Annotated in this window: 28 protein-coding genes; 21 read left to right on the forward strand and 7 right to left on the reverse strand. The window is 66.8% G+C overall.

The features are described from left to right. Nucleotides 1–5 precede the first annotated feature (5 nt). The 3 genes from IHE49_RS03900 to IHE49_RS03910 all read left to right on the forward strand — a co-directional run bounded on the left by IHE49_RS03900 (nucleotide 6) and on the right by IHE49_RS03910 (nucleotide 1,481). Entirely contained in the window at nucleotides 6–329 is a 324-nt protein-coding gene (locus IHE49_RS03900; protein ID WP_192155048.1) for a YbaB/EbfC family nucleoid-associated protein, read from the forward strand. 76 nt (nucleotides 330–405) lie between these two features. Next, nucleotides 406–996 carry a recombination mediator RecR gene (gene recR / locus IHE49_RS03905; RefSeq protein ID WP_192155050.1) on the forward strand — a complete coding sequence of 197 codons (591 nt, stop codon included), beginning with the start codon at nucleotides 406–408 and terminating at the stop codon, nucleotides 994–996. 140 nt (nucleotides 997–1,136) lie between these two features. Then, nucleotides 1,137–1,481, forward strand: coding sequence for a histidine triad nucleotide-binding protein (locus IHE49_RS03910; protein ID WP_192155052.1), 345 nt, complete (start codon nucleotides 1,137–1,139; stop codon nucleotides 1,479–1,481). A 67-nt stretch (nucleotides 1,482–1,548) separates the two neighbouring features. On the opposite strand, the gene IHE49_RS03915 is transcribed toward IHE49_RS03910, so the two are convergent. The 7 genes from IHE49_RS03915 to IHE49_RS03945 all read right to left on the reverse strand — a co-directional run bounded on the left by IHE49_RS03915 (nucleotide 1,549) and on the right by IHE49_RS03945 (nucleotide 8,500). Then, a complete protein-coding gene (locus IHE49_RS03915) occupies nucleotides 1,549–2,127 on the reverse strand; it encodes a Slp family lipoprotein (protein WP_192155054.1) in 579 nt (192 codons plus the stop codon). 44 nt (nucleotides 2,128–2,171) lie between these two features. Continuing rightward, the gene (locus tag IHE49_RS03920) at nucleotides 2,172–4,130 is read right to left on the reverse strand and encodes a DUF3488 and transglutaminase-like domain-containing protein (protein WP_192155056.1); all 1,959 of its coding nucleotides are present in this window, start codon (nucleotides 4,128–4,130) and stop codon (nucleotides 2,172–2,174) included. Further along, nucleotides 4,127–5,074, reverse strand: coding sequence for a DUF58 domain-containing protein (locus IHE49_RS03925; RefSeq protein ID WP_192155058.1), 948 nt, complete (start codon nucleotides 5,072–5,074; stop codon nucleotides 4,127–4,129). The genes IHE49_RS03920 and IHE49_RS03925 overlap by 4 nt, the downstream gene beginning before the upstream one ends. 193 nt (nucleotides 5,075–5,267) lie before the next feature. After that, entirely contained in the window at nucleotides 5,268–6,215 is a 948-nt protein-coding gene (locus tag IHE49_RS03930; protein ID WP_192155061.1) for an AAA family ATPase, read from the reverse strand. Further along, nucleotides 6,212–7,408 carry an RDD family protein gene (locus tag IHE49_RS03935; protein ID WP_192155063.1) on the reverse strand — a complete coding sequence of 399 codons (1,197 nt, stop codon included), beginning with the start codon at nucleotides 7,406–7,408 and terminating at the stop codon, nucleotides 6,212–6,214. The genes IHE49_RS03930 and IHE49_RS03935 overlap by 4 nt, the downstream gene beginning before the upstream one ends. A gap of 55 nt (nucleotides 7,409–7,463) precedes the next feature. Continuing rightward, a complete protein-coding gene (locus IHE49_RS03940; RefSeq protein ID WP_192155065.1) occupies nucleotides 7,464–8,054 on the reverse strand; it encodes a Maf family nucleotide pyrophosphatase in 591 nt (196 codons plus the stop codon). Then, nucleotides 8,051–8,500, reverse strand: a complete 450-nt coding sequence (locus IHE49_RS03945; protein ID WP_192155067.1) for a hypothetical protein — start codon at nucleotides 8,498–8,500, stop codon at nucleotides 8,051–8,053. Before IHE49_RS03945 ends, IHE49_RS03940 begins: the two co-directional genes overlap by 4 nt. A gap of 133 nt (nucleotides 8,501–8,633) precedes the next feature. Between IHE49_RS03945 and IHE49_RS03950 the strand changes: the two genes are divergently transcribed. The 18 genes from IHE49_RS03950 (at nucleotide 8,634) to IHE49_RS04035 (ending at nucleotide 22,784) form a co-directional block, all read left to right on the forward strand. Further along, nucleotides 8,634–9,152 carry a YceD family protein gene (locus tag IHE49_RS03950; protein WP_192155452.1) on the forward strand — a complete coding sequence of 173 codons (519 nt, stop codon included), beginning with the start codon at nucleotides 8,634–8,636 and terminating at the stop codon, nucleotides 9,150–9,152. A 63-nt stretch (nucleotides 9,153–9,215) separates the two neighbouring features. Then, nucleotides 9,216–9,410 (forward strand): 50S ribosomal protein L32, encoded by a 195-nt coding sequence (gene rpmF, locus IHE49_RS03955; protein ID WP_192106966.1) that lies wholly within the window; start codon nucleotides 9,216–9,218, stop codon nucleotides 9,408–9,410. 184 nt (nucleotides 9,411–9,594) lie between these two features. Beyond that, the gene (locus IHE49_RS03960; RefSeq protein ID WP_192155069.1) at nucleotides 9,595–10,569 is read left to right on the forward strand and encodes a beta-ketoacyl-ACP synthase III; all 975 of its coding nucleotides are present in this window, start codon (nucleotides 9,595–9,597) and stop codon (nucleotides 10,567–10,569) included. A 107-nt stretch (nucleotides 10,570–10,676) separates the two neighbouring features. Then, nucleotides 10,677–11,630: an ACP S-malonyltransferase gene (gene fabD, locus IHE49_RS03965; RefSeq protein WP_192155071.1), complete on the forward strand. Its 954-nt coding sequence runs from the start codon at nucleotides 10,677–10,679 to the stop codon at nucleotides 11,628–11,630. Between the two features lie 15 nt (nucleotides 11,631–11,645). After that, complete coding sequence (locus IHE49_RS03970; RefSeq protein WP_192106960.1) at nucleotides 11,646–11,849, forward strand: DUF1737 domain-containing protein; 204 nt, start codon at nucleotides 11,646–11,648, stop codon at nucleotides 11,847–11,849. 1 nt (nucleotide 11,850) lies between these two features. After that, nucleotides 11,851–12,594 carry a 3-oxoacyl-ACP reductase FabG gene (gene fabG / locus IHE49_RS03975; RefSeq protein WP_192155073.1) on the forward strand — a complete coding sequence of 248 codons (744 nt, stop codon included), beginning with the start codon at nucleotides 11,851–11,853 and terminating at the stop codon, nucleotides 12,592–12,594. Between the two features lie 227 nt (nucleotides 12,595–12,821). Then, nucleotides 12,822–13,061 carry an acyl carrier protein gene (acpP, locus tag IHE49_RS03980; RefSeq protein WP_007513179.1) on the forward strand — a complete coding sequence of 80 codons (240 nt, stop codon included), beginning with the start codon at nucleotides 12,822–12,824 and terminating at the stop codon, nucleotides 13,059–13,061. A gap of 188 nt (nucleotides 13,062–13,249) precedes the next feature. Further along, nucleotides 13,250–14,488 (forward strand): beta-ketoacyl-ACP synthase II, encoded by a 1,239-nt coding sequence (fabF, locus tag IHE49_RS03985; protein ID WP_192155075.1) that lies wholly within the window; start codon nucleotides 13,250–13,252, stop codon nucleotides 14,486–14,488. 14 nt (nucleotides 14,489–14,502) lie between these two features. After that, complete coding sequence (locus tag IHE49_RS03990) at nucleotides 14,503–15,855, forward strand: aminodeoxychorismate synthase component I (RefSeq protein WP_343227534.1); 1,353 nt, start codon at nucleotides 14,503–14,505, stop codon at nucleotides 15,853–15,855. Continuing rightward, nucleotides 15,852–16,667 (forward strand): aminodeoxychorismate lyase, encoded by an 816-nt coding sequence (gene pabC / locus IHE49_RS03995; RefSeq protein WP_192155077.1) that lies wholly within the window; start codon nucleotides 15,852–15,854, stop codon nucleotides 16,665–16,667. The genes IHE49_RS03990 and pabC overlap by 4 nt, the downstream gene beginning before the upstream one ends. Further along, nucleotides 16,664–17,707 carry an endolytic transglycosylase MltG gene (mltG, locus tag IHE49_RS04000; protein WP_192155079.1) on the forward strand — a complete coding sequence of 348 codons (1,044 nt, stop codon included), beginning with the start codon at nucleotides 16,664–16,666 and terminating at the stop codon, nucleotides 17,705–17,707. The genes pabC and mltG overlap by 4 nt, the downstream gene beginning before the upstream one ends. After that, nucleotides 17,700–18,335: a dTMP kinase gene (gene tmk / locus IHE49_RS04005; RefSeq protein WP_192155081.1), complete on the forward strand. Its 636-nt coding sequence runs from the start codon at nucleotides 17,700–17,702 to the stop codon at nucleotides 18,333–18,335. The genes mltG and tmk overlap by 8 nt, the downstream gene beginning before the upstream one ends. Further along, complete coding sequence (gene holB, locus IHE49_RS04010) at nucleotides 18,332–19,267, forward strand: DNA polymerase III subunit delta' (protein ID WP_192155083.1); 936 nt, start codon at nucleotides 18,332–18,334, stop codon at nucleotides 19,265–19,267. Before tmk ends, holB begins: the two co-directional genes overlap by 4 nt. Next, complete coding sequence (locus IHE49_RS04015; protein ID WP_192155085.1) at nucleotides 19,258–20,199, forward strand: PIG-L family deacetylase; 942 nt, start codon at nucleotides 19,258–19,260, stop codon at nucleotides 20,197–20,199. Before holB ends, IHE49_RS04015 begins: the two co-directional genes overlap by 10 nt. Before the next feature lie 345 nt (nucleotides 20,200–20,544). Then, nucleotides 20,545–20,904 carry a PilZ domain-containing protein gene (locus IHE49_RS04020; RefSeq protein WP_192155086.1) on the forward strand — a complete coding sequence of 120 codons (360 nt, stop codon included), beginning with the start codon at nucleotides 20,545–20,547 and terminating at the stop codon, nucleotides 20,902–20,904. A gap of 233 nt (nucleotides 20,905–21,137) precedes the next feature. Further along, nucleotides 21,138–21,494, forward strand: a complete 357-nt coding sequence (locus IHE49_RS04025) for an NADH-quinone oxidoreductase subunit A (RefSeq protein WP_192155088.1) — start codon at nucleotides 21,138–21,140, stop codon at nucleotides 21,492–21,494. After that, complete coding sequence (locus tag IHE49_RS04030) at nucleotides 21,485–22,042, forward strand: NADH-quinone oxidoreductase subunit B (protein ID WP_192155090.1); 558 nt, start codon at nucleotides 21,485–21,487, stop codon at nucleotides 22,040–22,042. Before IHE49_RS04025 ends, IHE49_RS04030 begins: the two co-directional genes overlap by 10 nt. Before the next feature lie 10 nt (nucleotides 22,043–22,052). Further along, on the forward strand, nucleotides 22,053–22,784 hold the full coding sequence (locus tag IHE49_RS04035) for an NADH-quinone oxidoreductase subunit C (protein WP_192155092.1): 732 nt from the start codon (nucleotides 22,053–22,055) through the stop codon (nucleotides 22,782–22,784). The last annotated feature ends 4 nt before the right edge of the window (nucleotides 22,785–22,788 follow it).

A 22,788-nucleotide genomic window follows, 5' to 3' on the forward strand; every position in this document is an offset into this window, starting at 1 on the left:
GTGCGATGAGAGGTCAGATCGGCCAGCTGATGCAGCAGGCCCAGCGCATGCAGGAAGACATGAAGCGCGCGCAGGAAGAGATCGCCAAGCTGGAAGTCACCGGCAGCGCCGGCGGCGGCCTGGTGAGCGTGACGATGAGCGGCGCGCACGAGGTGCGCAAGGTGGTGATCGACCGCCAGACCTTTGCCGACGACCCGGAAATGGCCGAGGACCTGGTCGCCGCCGCGATCAACGACGCAGTGAACAAAGTGGCCCAGGCCGGCCGCGACAAGATGGGCAATGTCACCGCCGGCATGAACCTGCCACCGGGCTTCAAGATGCCATTTTGAGATGCCGATCCCTCGGCAAAACCCCGGCCATCCCTGGCCGGACTTTTCAACAACGACCGCTTCGTAGCGAAGGCTCATGAGCAAGCTGCTCACCGACCTGATCGAGGCGCTGCGCTGCCTGCCCGGCGTGGGCGGCAAGAGTGCGCAGCGGATGGCCTTTCATCTGCTGGAGCGCGACCGCGAGCGCGGGCTGAAGCTGGCCGATGCGTTGCGCGAGGCGATGCAGCGCATCGGGCACTGCGCGCGTTGCCGCAACTTCAGCGAGGGGCCGCTGTGCGCGCTCTGCGCTAGCAGCAGTCGCGACCGTCATTTGCTGTGCGTGGTGGAGTCGCCGGTCGATCTCGCGGCCATCGAGCAGGCCACCGGTTATCGCGGGCACTACTTCGTGCTGCATGGCCGGCTTTCGCCGCTGGACGGCCTGGGGCCGGAGGAACTGGGCTTGGCGCAACTCGCGCAACGCCTCGGCGAAGGCGAGGTGGAGGAACTCATCATCGCCACCAATCCCACTGTGGAAGGCGAGGCCACCGCGCATTATCTGGCGCAACTGGCGCACGCCGGAGGCGTGCGGCCAACGCGGCTGGCGCACGGTGTGCCGCTGGGCGGCGAACTGGAATACGTGGATCGTGGCACTTTGGCGCATGCGTTTGGTGGTCGCCAACAGCTCTGAGCCTTGCGATCATCACTGATCGCGGGGATCAAGCAGGCGGGTCGTCCGTGGCCGCAGGCTTCAAGTATTGCGATCATCCATGATCGCGAAAATCAAATGGGCGGCCATCCCTGGCCGCACTCTTCAATCAGGGCGACGACATGGCCGACACCATTTTCGACAAGATCATCCGGCGTGAAATTCCGGCGGACATCGTCTACGAAGACGACGAAGTGCTGGCGTTCCGTGACTTGAACCCGCAGGCGCCGGTCCATGTGCTTTTCATCCCGAAGAAGGCCATTCCCACGCTGGACGACGCGAAGCCGGAGGACGCTGCATTGCTGGGCCGCCTGTTGTTGGCCATTGCCGAATACGCGCGACGCGAGGGTTTCGCCGAGCAGGGTTATCGCGCGGTGAGCAACTGTCGCGAATACGGCGGTCAGACGGTGTACCACCTGCACGTCCATTTGCTGGCAGGGCGTCATTTGAAATGGCCGCCGGGTTGACTGTTGCTGGCATCGACGCACACGAAAAAGCCGGCCACATGGGCCGGCTTTTTCGTGTGCGTGCAGATTACCTGGGCGGCGGCGCCGGACGCACCACGATCACGCGCGGACCACCCCAGCCCCAGTACGGGCCGTAACCCCACGGACCCCACGGGCCCCAGTACGGATCGTAGAAACCAGGCGGGTAGGGCGCGCCCACGTAGGCCTGGCGCTTCGGCCACAGGTACACCACGTCCGCTTCCACGCGCGGATAGGGATAGCTGTATTCACCCACCTTCTTCGACACCGTGCCGTTGATGGTGCCGGTCACGGTCATCTCGCGGCCGCGGGTGAATACTTCGGGATCGTAGAAGCCGCTGTGGCAGGCGACGAAGCGGCCCTGGCCTTCGCTTGCGTTGCCCAGCTCAGGGCGGGCCTGTTCGTCCAGCGGGCGAGCCAGAATGTAGAAACAGGTTTCCTGCGCTCCCGGTTCGGTCTTGATGATCTCGCCGCCCCAGCGTACACGGGTGCCGCCGGCGCTGCCCTGCTGCACGGAGGTGCTGGTGACGTTGGCGTAGTTGCCTTGCAGCGGTTGCGGCATGGTCGCGCAGCCGCCGAGCAGGGCGATGCCTGCGACTAGTGCGAGAGGGCGATACAGGGAAGACATGGCGGTTTCTCCATCACGTGATAGTGGTGCTACCCGGTTAACGCTTATTTGACCACGCGGCTGACAGGAAAATCCCGCACGGCGCGTTGCAGTGCCCGGAGGGATTCAGCGGCCGCTTCGTTATGGGCATAGCGCAGTTCGAGGTAGTGGTGCATCAGTTTGATCAGCCTCTCGCGTTGCGTCGGCAGCACGCGGGCGGCGCGTTGCAGGAAATCGCGCGGCCCTTCGCCTCTCGCTCGCACCACGCCCATCCGCGCCAGCTTGTGTTCCAAGCCGCGCAAAGCCGCGCGTACGGCGTCTTCCGGTTCGCGCCGCCGCCATACCCATGCCAGTCCGATCAGCATGGCCAGCACGCAGGATGCGGCGAGCAATCCGACGAGTGTGGACGTCTCCGTCTCGCTGACGCCGAATGGCTTGAGCAGGCTGCGCTGCCGCAGCGCGTCGAAGCCATTAACGCCCAGGTTCCACCAACGGTTGACGATGTCCCAGCGATTGCGCATCGATTGCAGCCAGCCGCTTTGGTACCAGGGCAGCTGGCCGCCAGGAGCCGCGGCGGCGGCACCGAAATCGATGCGTTGCGGACGCACGGCGGCGGTGGGATCCACGCGCACCCAGCCGCGGCCTGTCAGCCACACCTCGCTCCACGCATGCGCATCGGAATTGCGCACCAGCAGGTAGCTGCCCATCGCGTTCCAGTAGCCACCCTGGTAGCCGGTGACCACACGGGCGGGGATGCCGGCGGCGCGCATCAGCACGGTGAAGGCGGATGAGTAGTGCTCGCAGAAGCCCTCGTGCGTGTCGAACAGGAAATCGTCCATCGCATCGCGGCCCAGCGGCGCGGGCGCCAGCGTGTAGCGGAAGCCGCCGTCGTGGAACAACGCCAGGGCGGCCTGCACGATGGCGGCATCGTCGCTGCCATATTGCTTGCGCCATGACTGGCCCAGCGCCAGCGTGCGCGGGTTGAAGCCATCGGGCAGTTCCAGCCAGCGTGCCTGGTCGCCGCCTGGTTGTGGTTCCAGCCGGTAGGCAGTGGCGGAGGTCAATGTGTAGTCGAGCAGCTTGTCCACCGGCTTGTCGGCAACCACCACACGATCGCGGCGCAGGCTGGCGTCGGGCGGGGCGGACAGCGGCACATCCAACGTTGGCAGCACGCGTTGCCGGGTCGGCTCCAGGTTGATGCGGTAACGGATGCCGTGTGCGGCCTCAAGGGCCGCCGGCGGTTCGTCGGCCGCGTCGCGATATGCCCAGCTGACGCCGTCGTATTGGTCCATCACGTAGGCGCGGAAGTAGCGTTGGTCCGGCGGTGGCGGTGGGCCTTCGAAGCTCACGCGCAGCGCGGGACTGTTGTCGACCAGCAGTTGGGTGAAGCCGGATGGCGTCATGTTGTCGGCGAGGCCGCTGCGCTGTTCAGCGCTGTTCGGCGCCCCCCATAGCGGCGAACTGAGGCGCGGTACGAGCAGGAAAGCCAGCATTGCCAGCGGGAGCGCAACCGCCAGCAGGCCCATGCCGGGCAGCAGTTCACGCCACAGTGGGGCGGGTACACGCCGTCCCGGCTCCAGTGAGCGCAACGCGGCCAGTGGCGGCAGCAGGCCCAGCGCCACAGCGATGGTGGCGACGAGGCTGTGGTCGGAGAGCAGCGCGGCCATCAAGGTGAAACAGGCGAAGCTCATGCCCACGCGGGCATCGCGCACGGTTTCGGTTTCCAGCAGCTTCATCACCAGCAGGCCGATGGCCAGCATGGTGCCTGGCCCTTGACCGAACACATTGCCGTAGCGGCCTACGACCGCCAGCACCAGCAATGCCAGCAGCGGCAGCTTCAGCCATGTGGAAGTGCGCGCGTGCTGGCTGCGACGTTGCCACCAGCGCAGGCCAAGGACCAGCAGCAAGGGGGCGGTCAACCACCAGGGCAGATGAGGCGCATGCAGTGCGATCACCGCGACGACGGAGAGTGCGGCGAGGTCGAAGCCGCGTTCGCCCAGCGGCGCGGCAGTGGCTGCGTTCATGGCAACAACGCCAGCGCACTCATGCAGCGCGCGTAATGCGTTGGCCCGCAGCCGGCGGTGATGGACCCGCTCGGCAATTTCAGGCTATAGCGGCGGCCCTGAGCCTCTGCCTCACCCAGCCAGCGGGCCAGGCGGGCGATGCGTGTCTCGCTGTCGAACGAGCGCAGGGCATCCCAGTCCAACAGCCAGGTTTCACGCGGCTCAGGGCGGTCGAAGTCTTTCACCAGCAGGTCGTGATGGCGGGCGCTGGCCTTCCAGGCGATGTGGCGCGGCGCGTCGCCGCGACGGTAGTCGCGAAGCGCGGCCAATTCCTCACCCGGTTGCGGGCGGAGCCGTTCTTGCGCGTCGGCGGGCAGGAAGGGCGGCGGGCCGCCCACTTCCGGCCGCGGCCACACCAGGACAGATTGCTGCGGATGCAACCAGCTCCATGCGCGGAACAGTCCCAGCGGCCAGGTGCTCCAGATGCGTAACCGCGGCAGTTCCTGCCAGCCGCGCCAAACGGTGGGCAGGTACACCTTCAATTCGGTGACGCCGTCCACGGGGAAGGCGTGCGTTTCGTCCGCGCAGTCCAGTCGCACGGCTTCGCGCAGGCGCGATGCGAAAAAGGACAGGGTCAGTTCCAGCGGCTCGCCGGCGGTGGCGTGACCTGCGCGGATGTCGCGCAAGCGCAGGCCGTCCAGTGCGCGGAAAGCCAGCAGCATGCTGGACGCACAGGCCGCGCCGAGCATGCAGGTCAGCAGTAACGCGGCATTGTTCGCATAGTTCAGCGCCCCTACCAGCATCACCATCAACAGCACGCTGAAGGCAATGCCGAACGCGCTGGGCACGATGTAGATGCGCCGCCGGTCCAGTTCGATCGGCAACGGCTCGGGTTGGCGCAGGCGGGTGAGCGCGGGCAGGCGGCGTTCGGCGTGTTGCGCGAGCTTGCGCAGGAGCCCGTTCATGGTCTCCGGGTGCCCATCGGTGGGAGCGGTACGCACGCGGGCCACGCAGGAACGGGGGCACGCGGCGAGAGTTCAGGGAGAAGCCCGGCTCCGGGGAGCGGGGAGTGGACATCCCTCCATGCCCGAATGACGCCACCGGGATGCGGGCAAGCCGACCCGGCGCGGGACGCCAGGGAGCCGCGGACGGGTGCCATCAATCCACCGCTACCTCGGCGAGGAGCTGGCGCGCGAGCGCCTCGCCGCTGGCGCCGCGTGCAGCCACCAACCGATGCGCGGCCAATGGCACGAACAACGCCTGCAGGTCCTCCGGCAACACGTAGGCTCGGCGATGCAGCAGTGCCCACGCACGTGCGGCAGCGAGCAGGGACAGGCCGGCGCGCGGCGACAGGCCGGTGCGGATGTCGGCATGGCGGCGGCTCGCGGCGAGCAAGGCTTGCAGATAGTCGAGCAGGGCGGGACTGGTGGTGATGGCCTGTGCCTGCCTGCGCAGTGCAAGCAGGGCGGTGCCGTCCAGCGCAGGCGTCAACGTGCTCAACAGGTCGTGACGATCGACGCCGGTGAGCAGTTCGCGTTCTGCCGCGGAATCGGGGTAACCCAGCGACAGCCGCAGCATGAAGCGGTCGAGTTGCGAATCGGGCAGCGGAAAGGTGCCGGCCAGATCCAGCGGATTTTGCGTGGCCACCACGAAGAACGGGTGCGGCAGGGCGTGCGTCTGGCCGTCCACGGTGACCTGGCCCTCGGCCATCGCCTCCAGCAGCGCGCTCTGCGTCTTGGGCGTGGCGCGGTTGATCTCGTCGGCCAGCAGCAGGCCGCCGAAGATCGGCCCGGGATGGAAGCGGAACTGGCCGGTCTCGCGTTCGTACACGCTGACGCCGAGGATGTCGGAGGGGAGCAGGTCGCTGGTGAACTGCACGCGCTGGAACTCCAGCGCGAAGCTCGCCGCCAAGGCGTGCGCCAGCGTGGTCTTGCCCACGCCGGGCACGTCTTCCAGCAGCAGGTGACCACCGGCGATCAGGCAGGCCAGTGCCTGCTTTACCTGTCGTGCCTTGCCCAGCACGACGCGGTTGAGCTGCGCCTCGGCAGCGGCGAGGCGCTGGCGTAGTTCGTCGGCGGGTGGCGTGGCAGGCAAGGGCAGGTTCATTGCTGTTGGGGCTCGCGGCAGTTCATCGGCAAGGTACGGGCCGGTAGTTCGGAACTGCAACGCCAGGTTGGGGCGATGCCGCTACCTTTGTCCATCGTCAGCCAGACGCGTTTACCGTCGAGCATGGACTGGCCCGGCGCGTGCAGGGTGAGTTCCAGCGCACAGCTGCCGTCTGCCTTCATGCTGCCGACCGTGATCGACTGCAGTTGCTTGCTGGCATAGCTGTCGGCGTCGCGGATGCCCGCTTCGCCGTTGCTCGGGCATTTCCCGTTGGTCTGCCATGCCTGAACCACTTGCGCTTCCAGCGGTTCGGCCTGCGCGATGGCGGTGACGACCTGCGTGCGCTGCAGGTAGTTTTGGTAAGCGGGAATCGCGATAGCCGCGAGTATCGCGATCACCGGCACGATCAGGAGCACGCCGATCAGCAGCACGATGAGGCAGCCGGACGTCTGCCGGTTTTGCCTCTCCGGGTGGTCGGTGAAGGCCCAACGGTCCGTCACCAGCGTGCTTGCCACCATGTCGTGCAGGGCTTGCTTGCGTTCGGTGAAAGCGGCCATCAGGAAGCCGATATCCATCGTGAGATGGGACAGCGCCGCAGCGAACCAGCGGCCGACGGCGTGCTTCCAGCTGATCCTCCGACCTTCCAGGTCGGTGACCTTGATGCCCAGCGCGCGCTTGCCCAGCGTGGCTTGGTGCACGGAGCTTTCCTGCAGCGAGTAGTACAGCAATGACACGCCGAAGACGATTGGGTAGATCAGCAGGATCAAGGCGGCATGGGCGGGATCGGGCTCGTGGCCTTGCCCCAGGGCTAACGACAGGCCGAGCACCAGCGCGAACGCGAAGATCAGCACGAAGGTGATCGCGCCGAGAATCAACCCGTCTATCAGGTAGGCTGCCCAACGGCGGACGAAGCCGGCGTAGACCACGTCCACGGACGTCGCCGCGAACGGAGCCGGTGCGCTGAAACGCGGCGCTGGCGGAATGGTCGGTGGCGGTTGCGGTGGCGCGGTGGGCAGGCCCAGTTCATCGGCCAGCGAAGACAGCGGCTGCCATTGCGCCAGTCCGTCGCGCCAGACCAGTGTGTCGGGGGACAGCCGTTCGCGTTCGATCACACGAAGGAAGTCTTCCCGCGATACCGGCCCCTGCTGCTGGCCATGGCGATCTGCGTAATACCAGGTCGTTTCCGTGCTCATGTTGTCCCCTGAAGTCCATGTGCAGAGTAGCGGCAGCTTGCGTGAACTGTCACCGCTATGGGATGGCCGCGCCGGCCGAACGCAGCATCCCAGCCAGTGCGATCAAGGGCAGGCCGATCAGCGCAGTGGGATCTTCGCTGTCGATACGCTCGAACAGGCTGATGCCCAGTCCCTCGCACTTGAAGCTGCCGGCGCAGTCCAGCGGCTGCTCGCGCGCCACGTAGCGTTCGATTTCCTGGGCTTCCAGTGCGCGAAAATGCACGCGGGTGTGATCGACGTGGAGTTGACGACAGCCATCGCGCGTGTCGAGCAGGCACAGCGCGGTATGGAAATGCACCACGCGGCCGGAGCTGGCGGTGAGCTGGGCGCAGGCATGGGCGGCGGTGCCGGGCTTGCCCAGGGTTTTGCCATCCAGCTCCGCGACCTGGTCGGAGCCGATCACCAGTGCATTGGCGAGATCGTCCGCGGCTGCCATGGCCTTGGCGATGGCGAGCCGTGCCGCGCGGGTGCCTGGCGCTTCGTCGGGCAGCGCCGTTTCGTCGGTGCCGGGTGCGCGCTGTTCGAAATCAGGCAGCAAACGGCGCAACAAATCGGCGCGGTAGTGCGAGGTGGAAGCAAGCACGATGCGGGGCGGCGTGTCGCTCATTCGGCGTCGCGATGGATGTGTTCGCGCATGGCGCTGTCGAGGTCGCGCTGGGCGGCGTCCAGGGCCTGTAGCAGCGGCTGCAGGCGGTCGCGGCTGGCGCGCATGGCGGCGGCGGTTTCGGCCAGCTCCTGTTGACTGGCGCGTGCGGCGCGGTCGCGGATCCAGATGCGCTGGCGCAGCAGCGCCTGCAAGCCGGCATCGACCGCGTGGCGAGCATCCTGTTCGCTGGCGGCGGGCAGGTCGGGATTGGTCGCCATGACCGCGTGTGCCTGCTGCAGGCCGGCGCGGCAGCTTTTCAGGTCGGTTTCCAGCCGGTCGGCAAGATCGAGCAATTGCTGAAGGTCGGTGGCACGCCGGTTCTGCCAGCGACGCGAGGTGAGCGCCCAGATCGACGCGACGACCAGTATCAGCAGCGCGAGCACGCCGAGCGACAGGGAAAGGTTCACGTGGACAGATGATTGAGGTGGGCGTGCAGTCTGCCGCAAGCGGGGTGGATCAGGCAAAATACGCAAAACGGATGACGCAAGCGCTTGATTGTCGGTTGACTTCGGCCGTCCGCGAACTTACCATTTGCCGATTATGTCCGTGACATTGCCAGAGTCTGTGGACGCTTGGCGCATGGTTTCGGCGCGGCGTTCGTTCGAAGGATCGATGCCTGTTGCTGCTCTGGAGCGCCTGTGCGGTGCACTGGCCGGCAGCGAGGGCGAGGTGCGTTACCGGCTGGATTTCGGCCGTGACGAGCTGGGTACGGACTATGTGGATGTCCATGCGCAGGCGCCGCTGACGATGACCTGCCAGCGTACGCTTGAGCCGTTCCTGTTGCCGGTGACGGTGGACAGCCGGCTCGGCCTGATCCGGCAGGAGCGCGACGAGGCGGGTTTGCCGCCGGGTTGCGAGCCGTTGCTGGTGGCCGAAGACGGCCGCCTGCATCCGGCTGACGTGGTTGAGGACGAGTTGTTGCTGGCCTTGCCGCTGGTGCCGGTGAATCCGGACAGCAGCCTGCCCGATGCGCTGGTGGATCCTGGCGAGCTGGAGCAGGACGAGGCGCAGTTACAAGAAAACAATCCGTTCGCGGTGTTGCGCGAGCTGAAGAAGTAAACCGGTCGGGGCATGCAGCTCCGATCATGTGAACATCGAAACAGGTTCAGTTGGAGAACTACCATGGCCGTTGCCAAGAGCCGCCGTACCCCGTCCACCCGCGGCATGCGTCGCGCACACGACAAGCTGAAGACCGTGCAGCTGTCCACCGACCCGACCAGCGGCGAGGTGCACCTGCGCCACCACGTCACTGCCGACGGTTTCTACCGCGGCAAGAAGGTCATCGAGACCAAGGGCGCCGTGTCGGTCGAAGACTGATCGCGCTTGCGGACTCTCTTCGCGGAGTCCGCCTGCAAGCATCGAACGGAACGGCGCGGCGACGCGCCGTTTCGCGTTTGAGCATGCCGGGCGGTTCACGTCGCCCGGATTCCCGATGTCCGAACGGTTGCGCATGCACCGCACAGGGCGTTCAATGCACGGTTTGCGTCCCACGGAAAACGGAATGGCCTCGATCTACTCCCGCATCATCGCTACCGGCAGCGCACTGCCCGAGCGCGCCGTCAGCAACGCCGATCTGGAGAAGATCGTCGACACCAGCGACGAATGGATCCGCAGCCGTACCGGCATCCGTCAGCGCCACATCGCCGCCGATGGCGAGACCACGGGCGACCTCGCTTTCCTTGCTGCGCAACGCGCGCTGGAAACTGCCGGGGTGAAGGCTGCCGAGATCGACCTGATCGTGGTGGGTACCACTACGCCCGACATCATCTTTCCGTCTACCGCCTGCCTCGTGCAGCAGCGCCTCGGCGCCAATGGTTGCGCGGCGTTCGACGTCAACGCCGCCTGCTCGGGCTTCATGTACGCGCTGGGCATCGCGGACAAGTTCATCAAGAGCGGCCAGTCGAAGAAGGTGCTGGTGATCGGCGCCGAGACGCTGACCCGCATGATCGACTGGAACGAGCGCGAGACCTGCGTGCTGTTTGGCGATGGCGCAGGCGCGGTAGTGCTCGAAGCCTCCAGCGAGCCCGGCGTTTACGCCACCTGCATGCATGCCGATGGCGGCTACAAGGAATTGCTGTGGAACCCGGTCGGCGTGTCCGTCGGCTTCAAGGACGAACCCAACCATGGCGTGCGCATCAAGATGGCCGGCCGCGAAGTGTTCAAGGTCGCGGTGAAGACGCTGGATTCGCTGGTCGGCGAGACGCTGGAGGCGGCCGGGATGCACGAGGCCGACATCGACTGGCTGATTCCGCACCAGGCCAACCTGCGCATCATCGAAGCCACCGCGAAACGGCTGGAAATGCCGATGGATCGCGTGATCGTCACCGTCGACCAGCACGCCAACACCTCGTCCGGCTCGGTGCCGCTGGCACTGGATTACGCGGTGCGCTCGGGCAAGGTGCAGCGCGGCCAGAACCTGCTGCTGGAGGCTTTCGGCGGCGGCTTCACCTGGGCTTCGGCGCTGCTGCGCTACTGATCGACTCGCGATTCGTCCGAAGCCTCCAGCCCGAGTTTCCCCATCTCCAGCAATGTGGGTGCGGACCCGGAGCGGAGGCCTTGAGCTTTTCCGTTGGAGAAACCTGCATGACTGCCACCCATTCCCATCTCGCCTTCGTCTTCCCCGGCCAGGGTTCGCAATCGGTCGGCATGCTGGCCGAACTGGCCGCCGCGCATGGCGAGGTGAAGGCGAGCTTCGACGAGGCTTCGCAGGGCGCGGGCGTGGATCTGTGGGAGCTCAGCCAGCAGGGGCCGGAGGACCAGCTCAACCGCACCGAAAACACGCAGCCCGCGCTGCTCGCCGCAAGCGTGGCGGTGTGGCGCGTGTGGCAGAAGCTCGGTGGCGCGCAGCCTGCGCAGTTGTCCGGCCACAGCCTCGGCGAGTACAGCGCGCTGGTCTGCGCGAATGTCCTGTCGCTGCACGACGCGGCAGCGCTGGTGGCTGAACGCGGTCGCCTGATGCAGGCGGCGGTGCCGGCGGGCACCGGCGCGATGGCGGCCATCCTCGGTGGCGACGACGCGCAGATCGCGCAGGTGTGCGACGAGGTTGCGCAAGGCCAGGTGGTGGCGCCGGCCAACTACAACTCGCCGGGCCAGCTGGTGATCGCGGGCAACGCCGAGGCGGTGGATCGCGCGCTGGCCAGGCTCGCCGAGCTGGGCGTGAAGAAGGCGGTGAAGCTCTCCGTGTCGGTGCCTTCGCACTGCATGCTGATGCGCGATGCCGCCGACAGGCTGGGCGAGCGCATGGCTGCGCTGTCGTGGCATTTGCCGGCGATTCCGGTGGTGCAGAACGCCGAGGCGAAGCGTTACGACAGCATCGAAGACATCCGCGGTGCGTTGCAGCGCCAGCTCTACCTGCCGGTGCGCTGGACCGAATGCGTGCAGGCGCTGGCCGCCGGCGGCGCCACGCGCATCGCCGAGTGCGGCCCGGGCAAGGTGCTGGCCGGCCTGGTCAAGCGCATCGACAAATCGCTGGAAGCGCGCGCCATCGGTATGCCTGCCGAACTTGCCCAGACGCAAGGCGAGTGGCAGAACCCCTGATCCGGAGTCGTACGCGTGAAATCATCGCCACCCGAGGGGCTGCCTGCATACCGATTGCTTACCGGCCCGGACGACTCCGCGTTCTGCCGGAGGGTGAGCGAAGCATTGGCGCTGGGCTATACGCTGTACGGATCCCCTGCCGCAACCTTCGACGGCAAGTCGGTCATTGTCGCGCAGGCCGTGGTCTGGCCGTCGCATCACACAACCCACGAGAACTGACATGAGTGCAATTCTGCAAGGTGAAATCGCGCTGGTCACCGGCGCCAGCCGCGGCATCGGCGCGGCGATCGCGGACGAGCTGGCGGCGATGGGCGCCACCGTGATCGGCACGGCCACCAGCGAAGGTGGCGCGGCTGCCATCGGCGAGCGGCTGGCCGCGCTCGGCGGCCATGGCCGCGTGCTGGATGTGGCCGACACCGCCGCAGTGGAGTCGCTGATCGACGGCATCGCCAAGGAGTTCGGCGCGGTGAGCATCCTGGTCAACAACGCAGGCATCACCCGTGACCAGTTGCTGATGCGCATGCCCGAGGCGGACTGGCAGGCCATCCTCGACACCAACCTCAGCTCGGTGTTCCGCACCAGCAAGGCGGTGATGCGCGGCATGATGAAGGCGCGCAAGGGGCGCATCATCTCCATCGCCTCGGTGATCGGCTTGACCGGCAATCCCGGCCAGTCCAATTACGCGGCGGCCAAGGCAGGCATCATCGCGTTCTCCAAGTCGCTGGCGCGCGAGATCGGTTCGCGCGGCATCACCGTGAACGTAGTGGCGCCTGGCTTCATCGATACCGACATGACGCGTGCGCTGCCGGAGTCCGCGAAAGAGGGCTTGCTGAACCAGATCGCGCTGGGCCGACTGGGCGAGGCCAGCGACATTGCCAAGGCGGTGGGTTTCCTCGCATCGCCCGCTGCCGCCTACATCACTGGCGAAACCCTGCACGTCAACGGCGGCATGTACATGCCCTGAGCGCTTGGCGCAGCAGTTTCAAACGGTGCCGAGTCCATACGGCAACGCATGCCAAACCTGTCGCACAGGGTCGCGTTTTCGGCGACAATCGCGTTTTCGCATCGGCCGCGAGGCTGGCACAGCAACACTGGCAGGTGCATGGCGGCCTTGCGGTTTAGCCACTACAATCCGCCGGTCTTTGCCGGCCGCAAGCCGGCGCACAACACATTCCCCGTGGGAGATTTGCAATGAGCACCATCGAAGAGCGCGTCAAGAAGATCGTCGTGGAGCAGCTGGGCGTGAAGGAAGATGAAGTCACGGCGAACGCTTCGTTCGTGGACGATCTGGGCGCCGATTCGCTCGATACCGTCGAGCTGGTGATGGCGCTGGAAGAAGAGTTCGAGACCGAAATTCCGGACGAAGACGCCGAGAAGATCACCACCGTGCAGCAAGCCGTGGACTACATCAAGGCCCACTCCAAGGATTGATCAAGCGACGCAGGCAGGCGCAATGCGCCATTGCTTCGCGAGCGGTACCGGAAGCTGCGCCGACTGGCGCAGTTTTCGTTTCTGTAATCCGTAACGTCCGATCCCGTATGGTGCGCCATGGCCATGGGCATCCGCGAACGAAGGGTGCCGGCCACGCGCCGGCTCCCCGCAACACGAAGGAAAAGAGCATGAGCAAGCGACGCGTGGTAGTGACCGGCATGGGCATCATCTCGCCGGTCGGCAACGACCTGTCCACGGCTTGGGACAACATCCTCAAGGGTGCCAGCGGCATCGGCCCGGTAACCCATTTCGATGCGACCACTTATGCCACGCGCATCGCCGGCCAGGTGAAGGATTTCGATCCGGCGCAGTGGATCGCGCCGAAAGAGATCAAGAAGATGGATCCCTTCATCCACTACGGCATCGCCGCGGGCACGCAGGCCCTGAAGGATTCCGGACTGGAAGTGACGGAGGCCAACGCGCCGCGCATCGGCGTGGCGGTGGCGGCCGGCATCGGCGGCCTGCACACCATCGAACACACCTCGATCGAGCTGCACGAGAAAGGCCCGCGCCGCGTATCGCCGTTCTTCGTGCCTTCGTCGATCATCAACATGGTGTCCGGGCATCTGTCGATCATGTACGGCCTGAAGGGTCCGAACATCGCTTGCGTCACTGCCTGCACCACCGGCACGCACAACATCGGCCTGGCCGCGCGCATGATCCAGTACGGCGATGCCGACGTGATGATCGCCGGCGGCGCCGAGTTCGCCACCACCGGCACGGCGATGGCGGGCTTCTGTTCGGCCAAGGCCATGTCTACCCGCAACGACGAGCCGACCAAGGCCAGCCGGCCGTGGGACAAGGATCGCGACGGCTTCGTGCTGTCCGACGGCGCCGGCGTGCTGGTGCTGGAGGAATACGAGCATGCCAAGGCGCGTGGCGCGAAGATCTACGCAGAACTCGTGGGCTTCGGCATGAGCGGCGATGCGTTCCACATCACCGCCCCCAGCGAGGGCGGCGAGGGCGCGGCACGCAGCATGGATACCGCGCTGAAGGACGCGGGCCTCAATACGACTGACGTGCAGTACGTCAACGCGCACGGCACCTCGACGCCGCTGGGCGACCTGGGCGAAGTGCTGGCTGCCAAGCGCGTGTTCGGCGATTACGCCTACAAGCTCGCGATGAGCTCGACCAAGTCGGCGACCGGCCATCTGCTGGGTGCCGCTGGCGGCGTGGAGGCGATCTTCACCATCCTGGCGCTGCGCGACCAGGTGCTGCCGCCGACCATCAACCTCGACGAGCCGGGCGAAGGCTGCGACCTAGACTTCGTGCCGCACACCGCACGCGAAACGAAGCTGGACGTGGCGATCTCCAACTCCTTCGGCTTCGGGGGCACCAACGGCACGCTGGCGTTCCGTCGCGTTTAATAAGCCGCTGCGCTGTGACACATTGTCGAACCTTGCACGGCCGGCGCGACTTGCTCGCGCCGGCCGCTGCATTTCCGCAGCGCTATCCCTGCCTGCTCGAAAGCGTGCTGCATGGCACGCCGCAGGCGCGCTACGACATCTTGTTCGCGTTTCCGCAGGGTAGCCTCACGCTGACTGCCGACGGTGTCGTGCGCGATGCTTCCGGCGATGCGGTGGGCGCGCGCTTCCTGGACGCACTGGATTCCGCCTGGCGGGCCGAGCGCCTGCCGCGCGAAGAGGATGGCCTCCCGTTCCACGGCGGCTGGGCGCTGCTGCTCGGCTACGAGCTGGCCAGCGAAATCGAGCCGAAGCTGCGCTTGCGCACCGATGCCGTGCTGCCGGTGGCACTGGCCTTGCGCTGCCCGGCCGCCGTCATCGTCGACCATGCGCGCGGTTGCACCGTGCTGGTAGCCGAGGCCGGCAGCGAGCACCTGCTCGACGTGCTGGAAGCCGATCTGGCAACGGCGCCCGCGACGTCCGCGCCGACGTTGCCTTTGCCGGTACGACTGGCCGAGGACGAGCCAAAGCTTTTCCTCGACGGCGTGGCGCGCATCCACGAACACCTTTCCGCGGGCGACATCTTTCAGGTGAACCTGTCGCGCGCATGGCGTGCGCACTACGCCGAGCCGCCGACCGCGGCGGCGCTGCACCTGGCCTTGCGGCGCGCCAATCCCGCGCCGTTCGCGGGCCTGCTGCAGCAGCCGGGCTGGGCAATCGCCAGCTCCTCGCCCGAACGGCTGGTGGAAGTGCGCGACGGCATCGCGCAGACGCGTCCCATCGCCGGTACCCGCCCACGCACGGTCGGCGACGACGACGTTGCGCGCATCCGCGAACTCGCCGCGCATCCCAAGGAACGCGCCGAGCACGTGATGCTGATCGATCTCGAGCGCAACGACCTTGGTCGTGTCTGCGTGCCGGGCACCGTCGAGGTGGACGAGCTGATGACGGTGGAGAGCTATGCCCACGTGCACCACATCGTCTCCAACGTGCGCGGGCGCCTGCGCGAAGGCGTGACGCCGGGGCAGGCGATAGCAGCGGTGTTCCCGGGCGGCACCATCACCGGCTGCCCCAAGGTGCGCTGCATGCAGATCATCGCCGCGCTGGAGGATGCGCCACGCGGCGCCTATACCGGTGCGCTGGGCTATCTCGACCGCAATGGCGATCTCGACCTCAACATCCTGATCCGCACGCTGACGCTGACCGGCGACACGGTGTGCCTGCGCGCGGGTGCCGGCATCGTGGCCGACTCGGAGGCGGAGAAGGAGCTCGACGAAACCCGCGCCAAGGCGCGCGGCCTGTTGCGCGCATTGGGGGCAGGGGACACATGATGCTCGTCGATGGCCAGTCGCAGGACACGGTCGCCGCGCTGGATCGCGGCCTGCTGTATGGCGATGGCCTGTTCGAGACGATCCGTTTCGTGGGCGGCAACGCGCCGCTGTGGGCGCGTCACATGCAGCGGCTTGCACATGGCTGCGAGCGGCTGCGTTTGCCTGCGCCCGATCCCGTATTGCTATGGCGCGAGGCGCTGGCGGTAACTCAGGGCATCGTGGATGCCGTGCTGCGCATCACGCTCACCCGCGGCATCGGTGCACGCGGGTACGCGATGCCCGCGGTACCGCATGTCACCCGCATCGTGGCGGCGTTCTCGCTGCCGGAGATCGATGCGACGGCGTACCGCGACGGCGTGCGCCTGCACCTGTGTGAAACGCGTCTGGCCGAGCAGCCACTGCTTGCCGGCATCAAGCACCTCAACCGGCTGGAACAGGTGCTGGCGCGCGCCGAGTGGAGCGATCCCGCGATCGCCGAAGGAGTGCTGTGCGATCCGCACGGCAATGCGATCTCGGCTACCGCGGCCAATCTGTTTGCGGTGATCGGCGACGTGCCGGTGACGCCGCGCGTGGACCGCTGCGGCGTGGCCGGCGTATTGCGTGCCGAGCTGCTGGCTGCATTGCCGCAGGCGCAAGTGCGCGATCTGCCGCTGGCCGAATGCCTTGTCGCCGGCGAACTCTTCCTATGCTCCAGCGTTCGCGGCATCCTGCCCGTTCAGGCCGTGGGCGATAGGGTGTTCGCTCCCGGCCCGGTGGCCCGCGCGATGCAGGCGCATTGGCGCGGGCTTGGCTTCACTTGGGAGCAGGCATGACTGGCAAGACCTCGCGCGGACGTGTTTTCTGGCGCAATGCGATCCTGGTGCTGTTGCTGGCGCTGATCGGTGTCGCGGTGTGGAGCTGGCGCGATTTCAGCCGCTTCGGCAATGCGCCGCTGCACGTTTCGGCGCAGGGCGAGAGCATCGATATCGGTCGCGGCAGCAGCTTCAAGGAAATCGTGAGACAGCTGCGCAGTCAGCAGCTAAGCGGCGCGTCGCCGCTGTACTGGCGCCTGCTGGCAATGCAGATGCGCGCCGCAGGCAAGCTGCATGCCGGCGAATACGCCACGCCCGTCGGCATCACTCCGCGCCAGCTGCTCGCCAATATGGCCGCGGGCAAGGTGCTGCAGCGCAACTTCACCATTGTCGACGGCTGGACTTTCCGCGACGTGCTCGCGGCGCTGGCCAAGGCGGAGAAGCTCAAACACGACACCGCCGGTCTGGATGATGCCGCGATCATGCAGAAGATCGGCGCGACGGGCGAACAGCCGGAAGGCCGTTTCCTGCCCGAGAGCTACGCCTACGTGAAGGGCGACAGCGATCTCGACATCCTCAAGCGTGCGCATGTGGCGATGGCAAAGATGCTGGACCAGCTGTGGCCGGGGCGCGACAAGGATCTGCCGCTGGCCACGCCCTACGATGCGCTGATTCTTGCCTCCATCGTGGAGAAGGAAACCGGCCGCGCCGACGAGCGCGCGAAGATCGCCGGCGTATTCGTGCGCCGCCTTGAGGATCACATGCTGCTGCAGACCGACCCCACCGTGATCTACGGCATGGGCGACAGCTACCAGGGCAAGATCCACAAGGTCGACCTCACCACCGATACGCCCTACAACACCTACACCCGCCCGGGCTTGCCGCCCACGCCCATCGCGATGCCGGGCAAGCCGGCGATCATGGCGGCCTTGCATCCGGAACCCGGCACCGCGCTGTATTTCGTGGCGCGTGGCGACGGCACGCACGTGTTTGCCGACACCCTCGACCAGCAGAGCCGCAACGTGGCCTGCTACCAGCTGAAGCATTGCGGCAATGATTGAGCGCGGCCGACTCATCACGCTGGAAGGCGGCGAAGGCGCAGGCAAGAGCACCTTGCTGGAGGGTTTGCGTGCGCACCTGGAAAGCCACGGTGTCGATCCGTTGCTGGCGCGCGAGCCAGGCGGCACTGCGCTGGGCGAACAGGTGCGCACCATCCTGCTGGATCCCGCGCAGCGCTCGATGTGTGCAGAGAGCGAACTGCTGTTGATGTTCGCCTCGCGTGCGCAGCTGGTGCGCGAAACGCTGGAACCCGCGCTGGCGGCAGGCCGCTGGGTGCTGTGCGACCGTTACGTGGATGCCAGCTATGCCTACCAGGGCGGTGGCCGCGGCCAGCCGGTCGAGCGCATCGCCGCGCTGGAACGGTGGGCCTGTGCCGGACTGAAGCCCGACCTCACCCTGTTGCTCGACCTGCCCGTGGCCGACGGGCGCGCGCGCGCAGCCGGTCGTGGCGAGGCGGATCGCATCGAGGTCGAGGCGGATGGTTTTTTCGAGCGCGTACGTACTGCGTATCGCGCGCGCGCGGTGGACGAGCCGCATCGCTTCCGCGTGATCGACGCCGGCCAACCGCCCGAGGCGGTGCTGCGCGCCGCCATTGCGGCCACCGCGCATTTGTTCGGAGCGACAGCATGAGCGCAATGCCCTGGCACGCAGCGGACTGGGCACGCCTGCAGGCGCGCCGCCAGCGCGACGCCTTGCCGCATGCCTTGTTGCTGTGCGGTCCCGCCGGACTGGGCAAGCGTGCCTTCGCGCAGCGCTTCGTGCGTGGCTTGCTGTGCGAGCGTGCACAGGATGGCGAAGCCTGCGGGCAATGCCGCAGCTGCCTGCTGATGGCTGCGGGCACGCACCCCGACGTGGTGACGCTCAGCTTCGGCCTGCGCAAAGACGGCACGCCGCGCACCGAGATCGTGGTCGAGCAGATCCGCGACCTGTCCGCGCGATTGGCGATGAGCAGCCAGTTTGGCGGTTGGCAGGTGGCGCTGATCGATCCGGCCGATGCGATGAACGCGGCGGCCGCGAACGCGCTGTTGAAGACGCTGGAAGAACCAGCCACGCGCACCATGCTGGTCCTTCTTGCCGATGCACCGTGGCGCTTGCCGCAGACCATACGCAGCCGCTGCCAGCGCATCGAATTCAACGTGCCGCCACCCGCGGAGGCGCAATCCTGGCTGCAGGGGCAGGGCGTGGCACAACCTCAGAAGGCGCTCGAAGCGGCGCTGGGTAATCCGGGCCTGGCGTTGGCATGGACGCAGGAAGGCGCACTGGAGCGTCGCGCCGAAGTACGCCGCGACCTGGCTGCGCTGGCCGCCGGCCGCGGACAGGCGGCCGATATGGCCCGTCGCTGGCTGGACGACGAAGCCGCGCAGCGCCTGTGGTTTGCCGCGCAGGCGGTGGCCGACGAATGTCGTGCGCAGGCGTCGCAGGCCGCGTCGCCGCTCGTCAGCGTGATGGATGGCGAAGCGCTGGCGCGCTGGTACGACGCCGCCAACCGCACCCGGGATGCCTTGCGCGGCCCCTTGCGCGGCGACCTGCTGTTGCTGGAACTGCTGGCGCAATGGCGCTGAGTGCGCCGACGCCACCGAGCATCACGGCGCAAACCCGCCTGCTGGTGGTGGCGCCGCACCCCGACGACGAAACCCTTGCCAATGGCCTGTTGATCCAGCGCGTGCTAGCGGTCGGCGGTGCGGTGCGCGTACTGCTGCTCACCGATGGCGACAACAATCCATGGCCGCAGCGCTGGCTGGAACGGCGCTGGTTCATCGGCGCGGCCGGGCGGGCGCGCTGGGGATCCCGCCGCCGCGCCGAATGCGGAGAGGCGCTGTATCGATTAGGCGTGCCGCCCTCGGCGCTGCAACCGCTGAGCTGGCCGGACATGGGTGTGCTTGACCGCCTGTTGCAGCCGGATCGTCAGGCACCAGCCGAACTGGCGGTGACGTTGGCGGATTTCGCCCCCGACCTGATCGCCATGCCGGCGCTGACCGATCGCCATCCTGATCACGGCGCAGCGCATGTGCTGGTGCGCATGGCGTTGGCACGGCTGGGATATGCGCCGACCTTGCTCGGTTATCTGATACACGGGCCTGGTGATGCCGCTCCGGAGCCCGGATCGATCGGTACCGACGCGGAGCAGACCGCCAAAGAAGAAGCGCTGGCCGCTTATGGCACCCAACTGGCCCTGAGTGGCGAGCGGTTTCGCCGGTTGGCCCGGCGCCCCGAACGCCATGCGTCGATCGCGTCCGTTTCGTCCGCTGCGGATCGGGGACTGCCGTGGCGCCCGTCGCCGTTGCTATGGCCGTGCCTGCGCCTGACCGTAGCGACCACCTCCGGCGAAGTGAGGCAATGGCCATGGCGTGACGCGCCGTTGCGGCGCGACGGGCATGGGGGCTGGCAGCTGGATTGGCCGGCTGCGCAGGCAAACGAAGTCTGCTTCGCGCGCTTGTCGTTGGCGCTGCCATCGCCATGGATCTTCGACCATTGGGGTTGGCGCGAGATCTGATGGCCTGTTCACGATTTCCCCGTAGCCCGCGTTGTCTTGCCATGGGCGTCATGCGGTAGCGCGCGGCTTGACCTGCCGGCCAGGTAAACGCTGCGCCGCGCAATACCGCCTGACGGTCGCGGCAAGACAACCCGAAGGGCCGGGTCTGTTTGCCAGCGTCCCTGCTTCATCACTCGGTCGTGGATGGGCATCCACTCCCTGGTTTTCCCTAGGGCTGCGTGCAAACAGCTCCCGGCGCGAGACGTGGAGAGATCGTGAACAAGCTCTCAGAGCTTTGCGCGGCGAGCGACCCTCGCTAGCATGGGCGTCGTCGCATCGACAGCCGAGAGTCGTCCAGGAGCCCGCATGAATCCCGTTGCCGCTGCCGCCCGCCAGGGCATCATCTCGCTGAAGATCAAGGACGTCGCCGCGCTCTACAACGCCTACATGCCCTTCCTGCGCAACGGCGGCCTGTTCGCACCTACCGCACAGGCGTATTCGCTGGGCGACGAGGTGGTACTGCTGGTGAGCCTGGCCGACGAAAGCGAGCGACTGTCCGTGGTGGGCAAGGTGGCGTGGATCTGCCCGACTGGTGCCCAGGGCAATCGCACCGCGGGCATCGGCATCCATTTCAACGAGACGCCGGACGCCGAAGTGGCGCGTCAACGGATCGAGAACATGCTGGCCGGCGTGCTCAATTCCGAGCGGCCCACGCACACGATGTGACCATCGGCTTCCAGCGCATGCGCACCTAGGGGTTGTTTTCGCGCATCCGACGAACGTCAAGCTGTTGTGGTGTCGGCATGCGCTGATACAATGCGTCGGTTCACGACCTGGATCGTGGAGAGTCGGGCGCCCGTGGTTGTCACCAGACGGGAGCGTGGTTGCCCGAAATGCATTGCCGGACCGTTTCCCCGCGGTCGCTGATGCGCCCCGATGGCGCGGAGGTAGGTTGCACCGTGATTGCCGAATATTGGCCTGTATTACTTTTCATCGCCGTGGCCGCCGGCCTGGGCATCGTCCTGCTGGTGATCGGCATGCTGGCCGGCAAGCACCGGCCCAGTGCGGAAAAACTTGCGCCCTACGAGTGCGGCTTCGAAGCCTTCGAGGATGCCCGAGCGCGTTTCGACGTGCGCTACTACCTGCTGGCCATCCTCTTCATCATTTTCGATCTGGAAATCGCCTTCCTGTTTCCCTGGGCGGTGGTGTTCAAGCAGATCGGCATCGTGGCGCTGATCGAGATGGCGCTGTTCCTGCTGCTGCTGGTGATCGGTTTCGCCTACGTCTGGAAGAAGGGAGCACTGGAATGGGAGTGATCTCCGCCATCGACAAGGTGATGCACAACCCGCAGCCGTTGAGCGTGGTTGACGACATCCTGCGCCCGGCCGGCGACAACCCCGTCATGCAGCGCGGCTTTGCCACCACCAGCGTCGACGCCCTGATGAACTGGGCGCGCACCGGCTCGATGTGGCCGATGACCTTCGGCCTGGCCTGCTGCGCGGTGGAGATGATGCACGCCGGCGCGGCGCGCCTCGACCTGGACCGCTACGGCGTGGTGTTCCGTCCGTCGCCGCGCCAGTCCGACGTGATGATCGTGGCCGGTACCCTGGTCAACAAGATGGCTCCCGCGCTGCGCAAGGTCTACGACCAGATGCCCGAGCCGAAGTGGGTGATCTCGATGGGCAGCTGCGCCAATGGCGGCGGCTACTACCACTACTCGTATTCCGTGGTGCGCGGCTGCGACCGCATCGTGCCGGTGGACATCTACGTGCCGGGCTGCCCGCCCACGGCCGAAGCGCTGATCCACGGCATCCTGCAGTTGCAGAAGAAGATCCGTCGCACCAGCACCATCGCCCGCGGTTGAAGGCAGAGCCATGACCGATACGCAAAAGACCTCGCTGGCCGAGCGGCTCGCCGCACGGTTCGGCGACACGCTGAAGATCAGCGTCGTGCGCAACGAAACCACCGCCGAACTGGCGGCTGCCGACCTGCTTGCCGTGGCCACCGCGCTGCGCGATGAGCCGGGCTTCCGCTTCGGCGAGCTGGTCGACCTGTGTGGCGTCGACTACCTCGGCTACGGCCAGAACGAATGGGACACGTCCGACGTCTCGTGGACCGGCTTCTCGCGTGGTGTGGAAGGCGAAGCCGTGGGCCGTTTCGACTGGGCCGACCGCCCGCGCGACGTGAACCGCCCCCGCCGTTTCGCCTCCGTGATGCACCTGCTCTCGATCGAGCACAACCAGCGCCTGCGCCTGCGCGTGTTCTGCGAGGACGACAGCCTGCCGCTGGTGCCGTCCGTCTGCGGCATCTGGCCGGGCGTGAACTGGTTCGAGCGCGAGTCGTTCGACCTCTACGGCATCATCTACGACGGCCACCCGGACCTGCGCCGTATCCTCACCGACTACGGCTTTGTGGGGCATCCGTTCCGCAAGGATTTCCCGCTGATCGGCAACGTCGAGGTGCGTTACGACCCCGAGCAGCAGCGCGTGGTGTACGAACCCGTGACGTCGGTAGTGCCGCGCGTGCTGGTGCCGCGCGTGATCCGCGACGACGCCGACCTCATGCAGGCCAAGGCCGAAGCCGCCGACGACTGGCGCAGGAACTGATTCG

This window comes from Rhodanobacter sp. 7MK24, assembly GCF_014842995.1.
Classification (GTDB): domain Bacteria; phylum Pseudomonadota; class Gammaproteobacteria; order Xanthomonadales; family Rhodanobacteraceae; genus Rhodanobacter_A.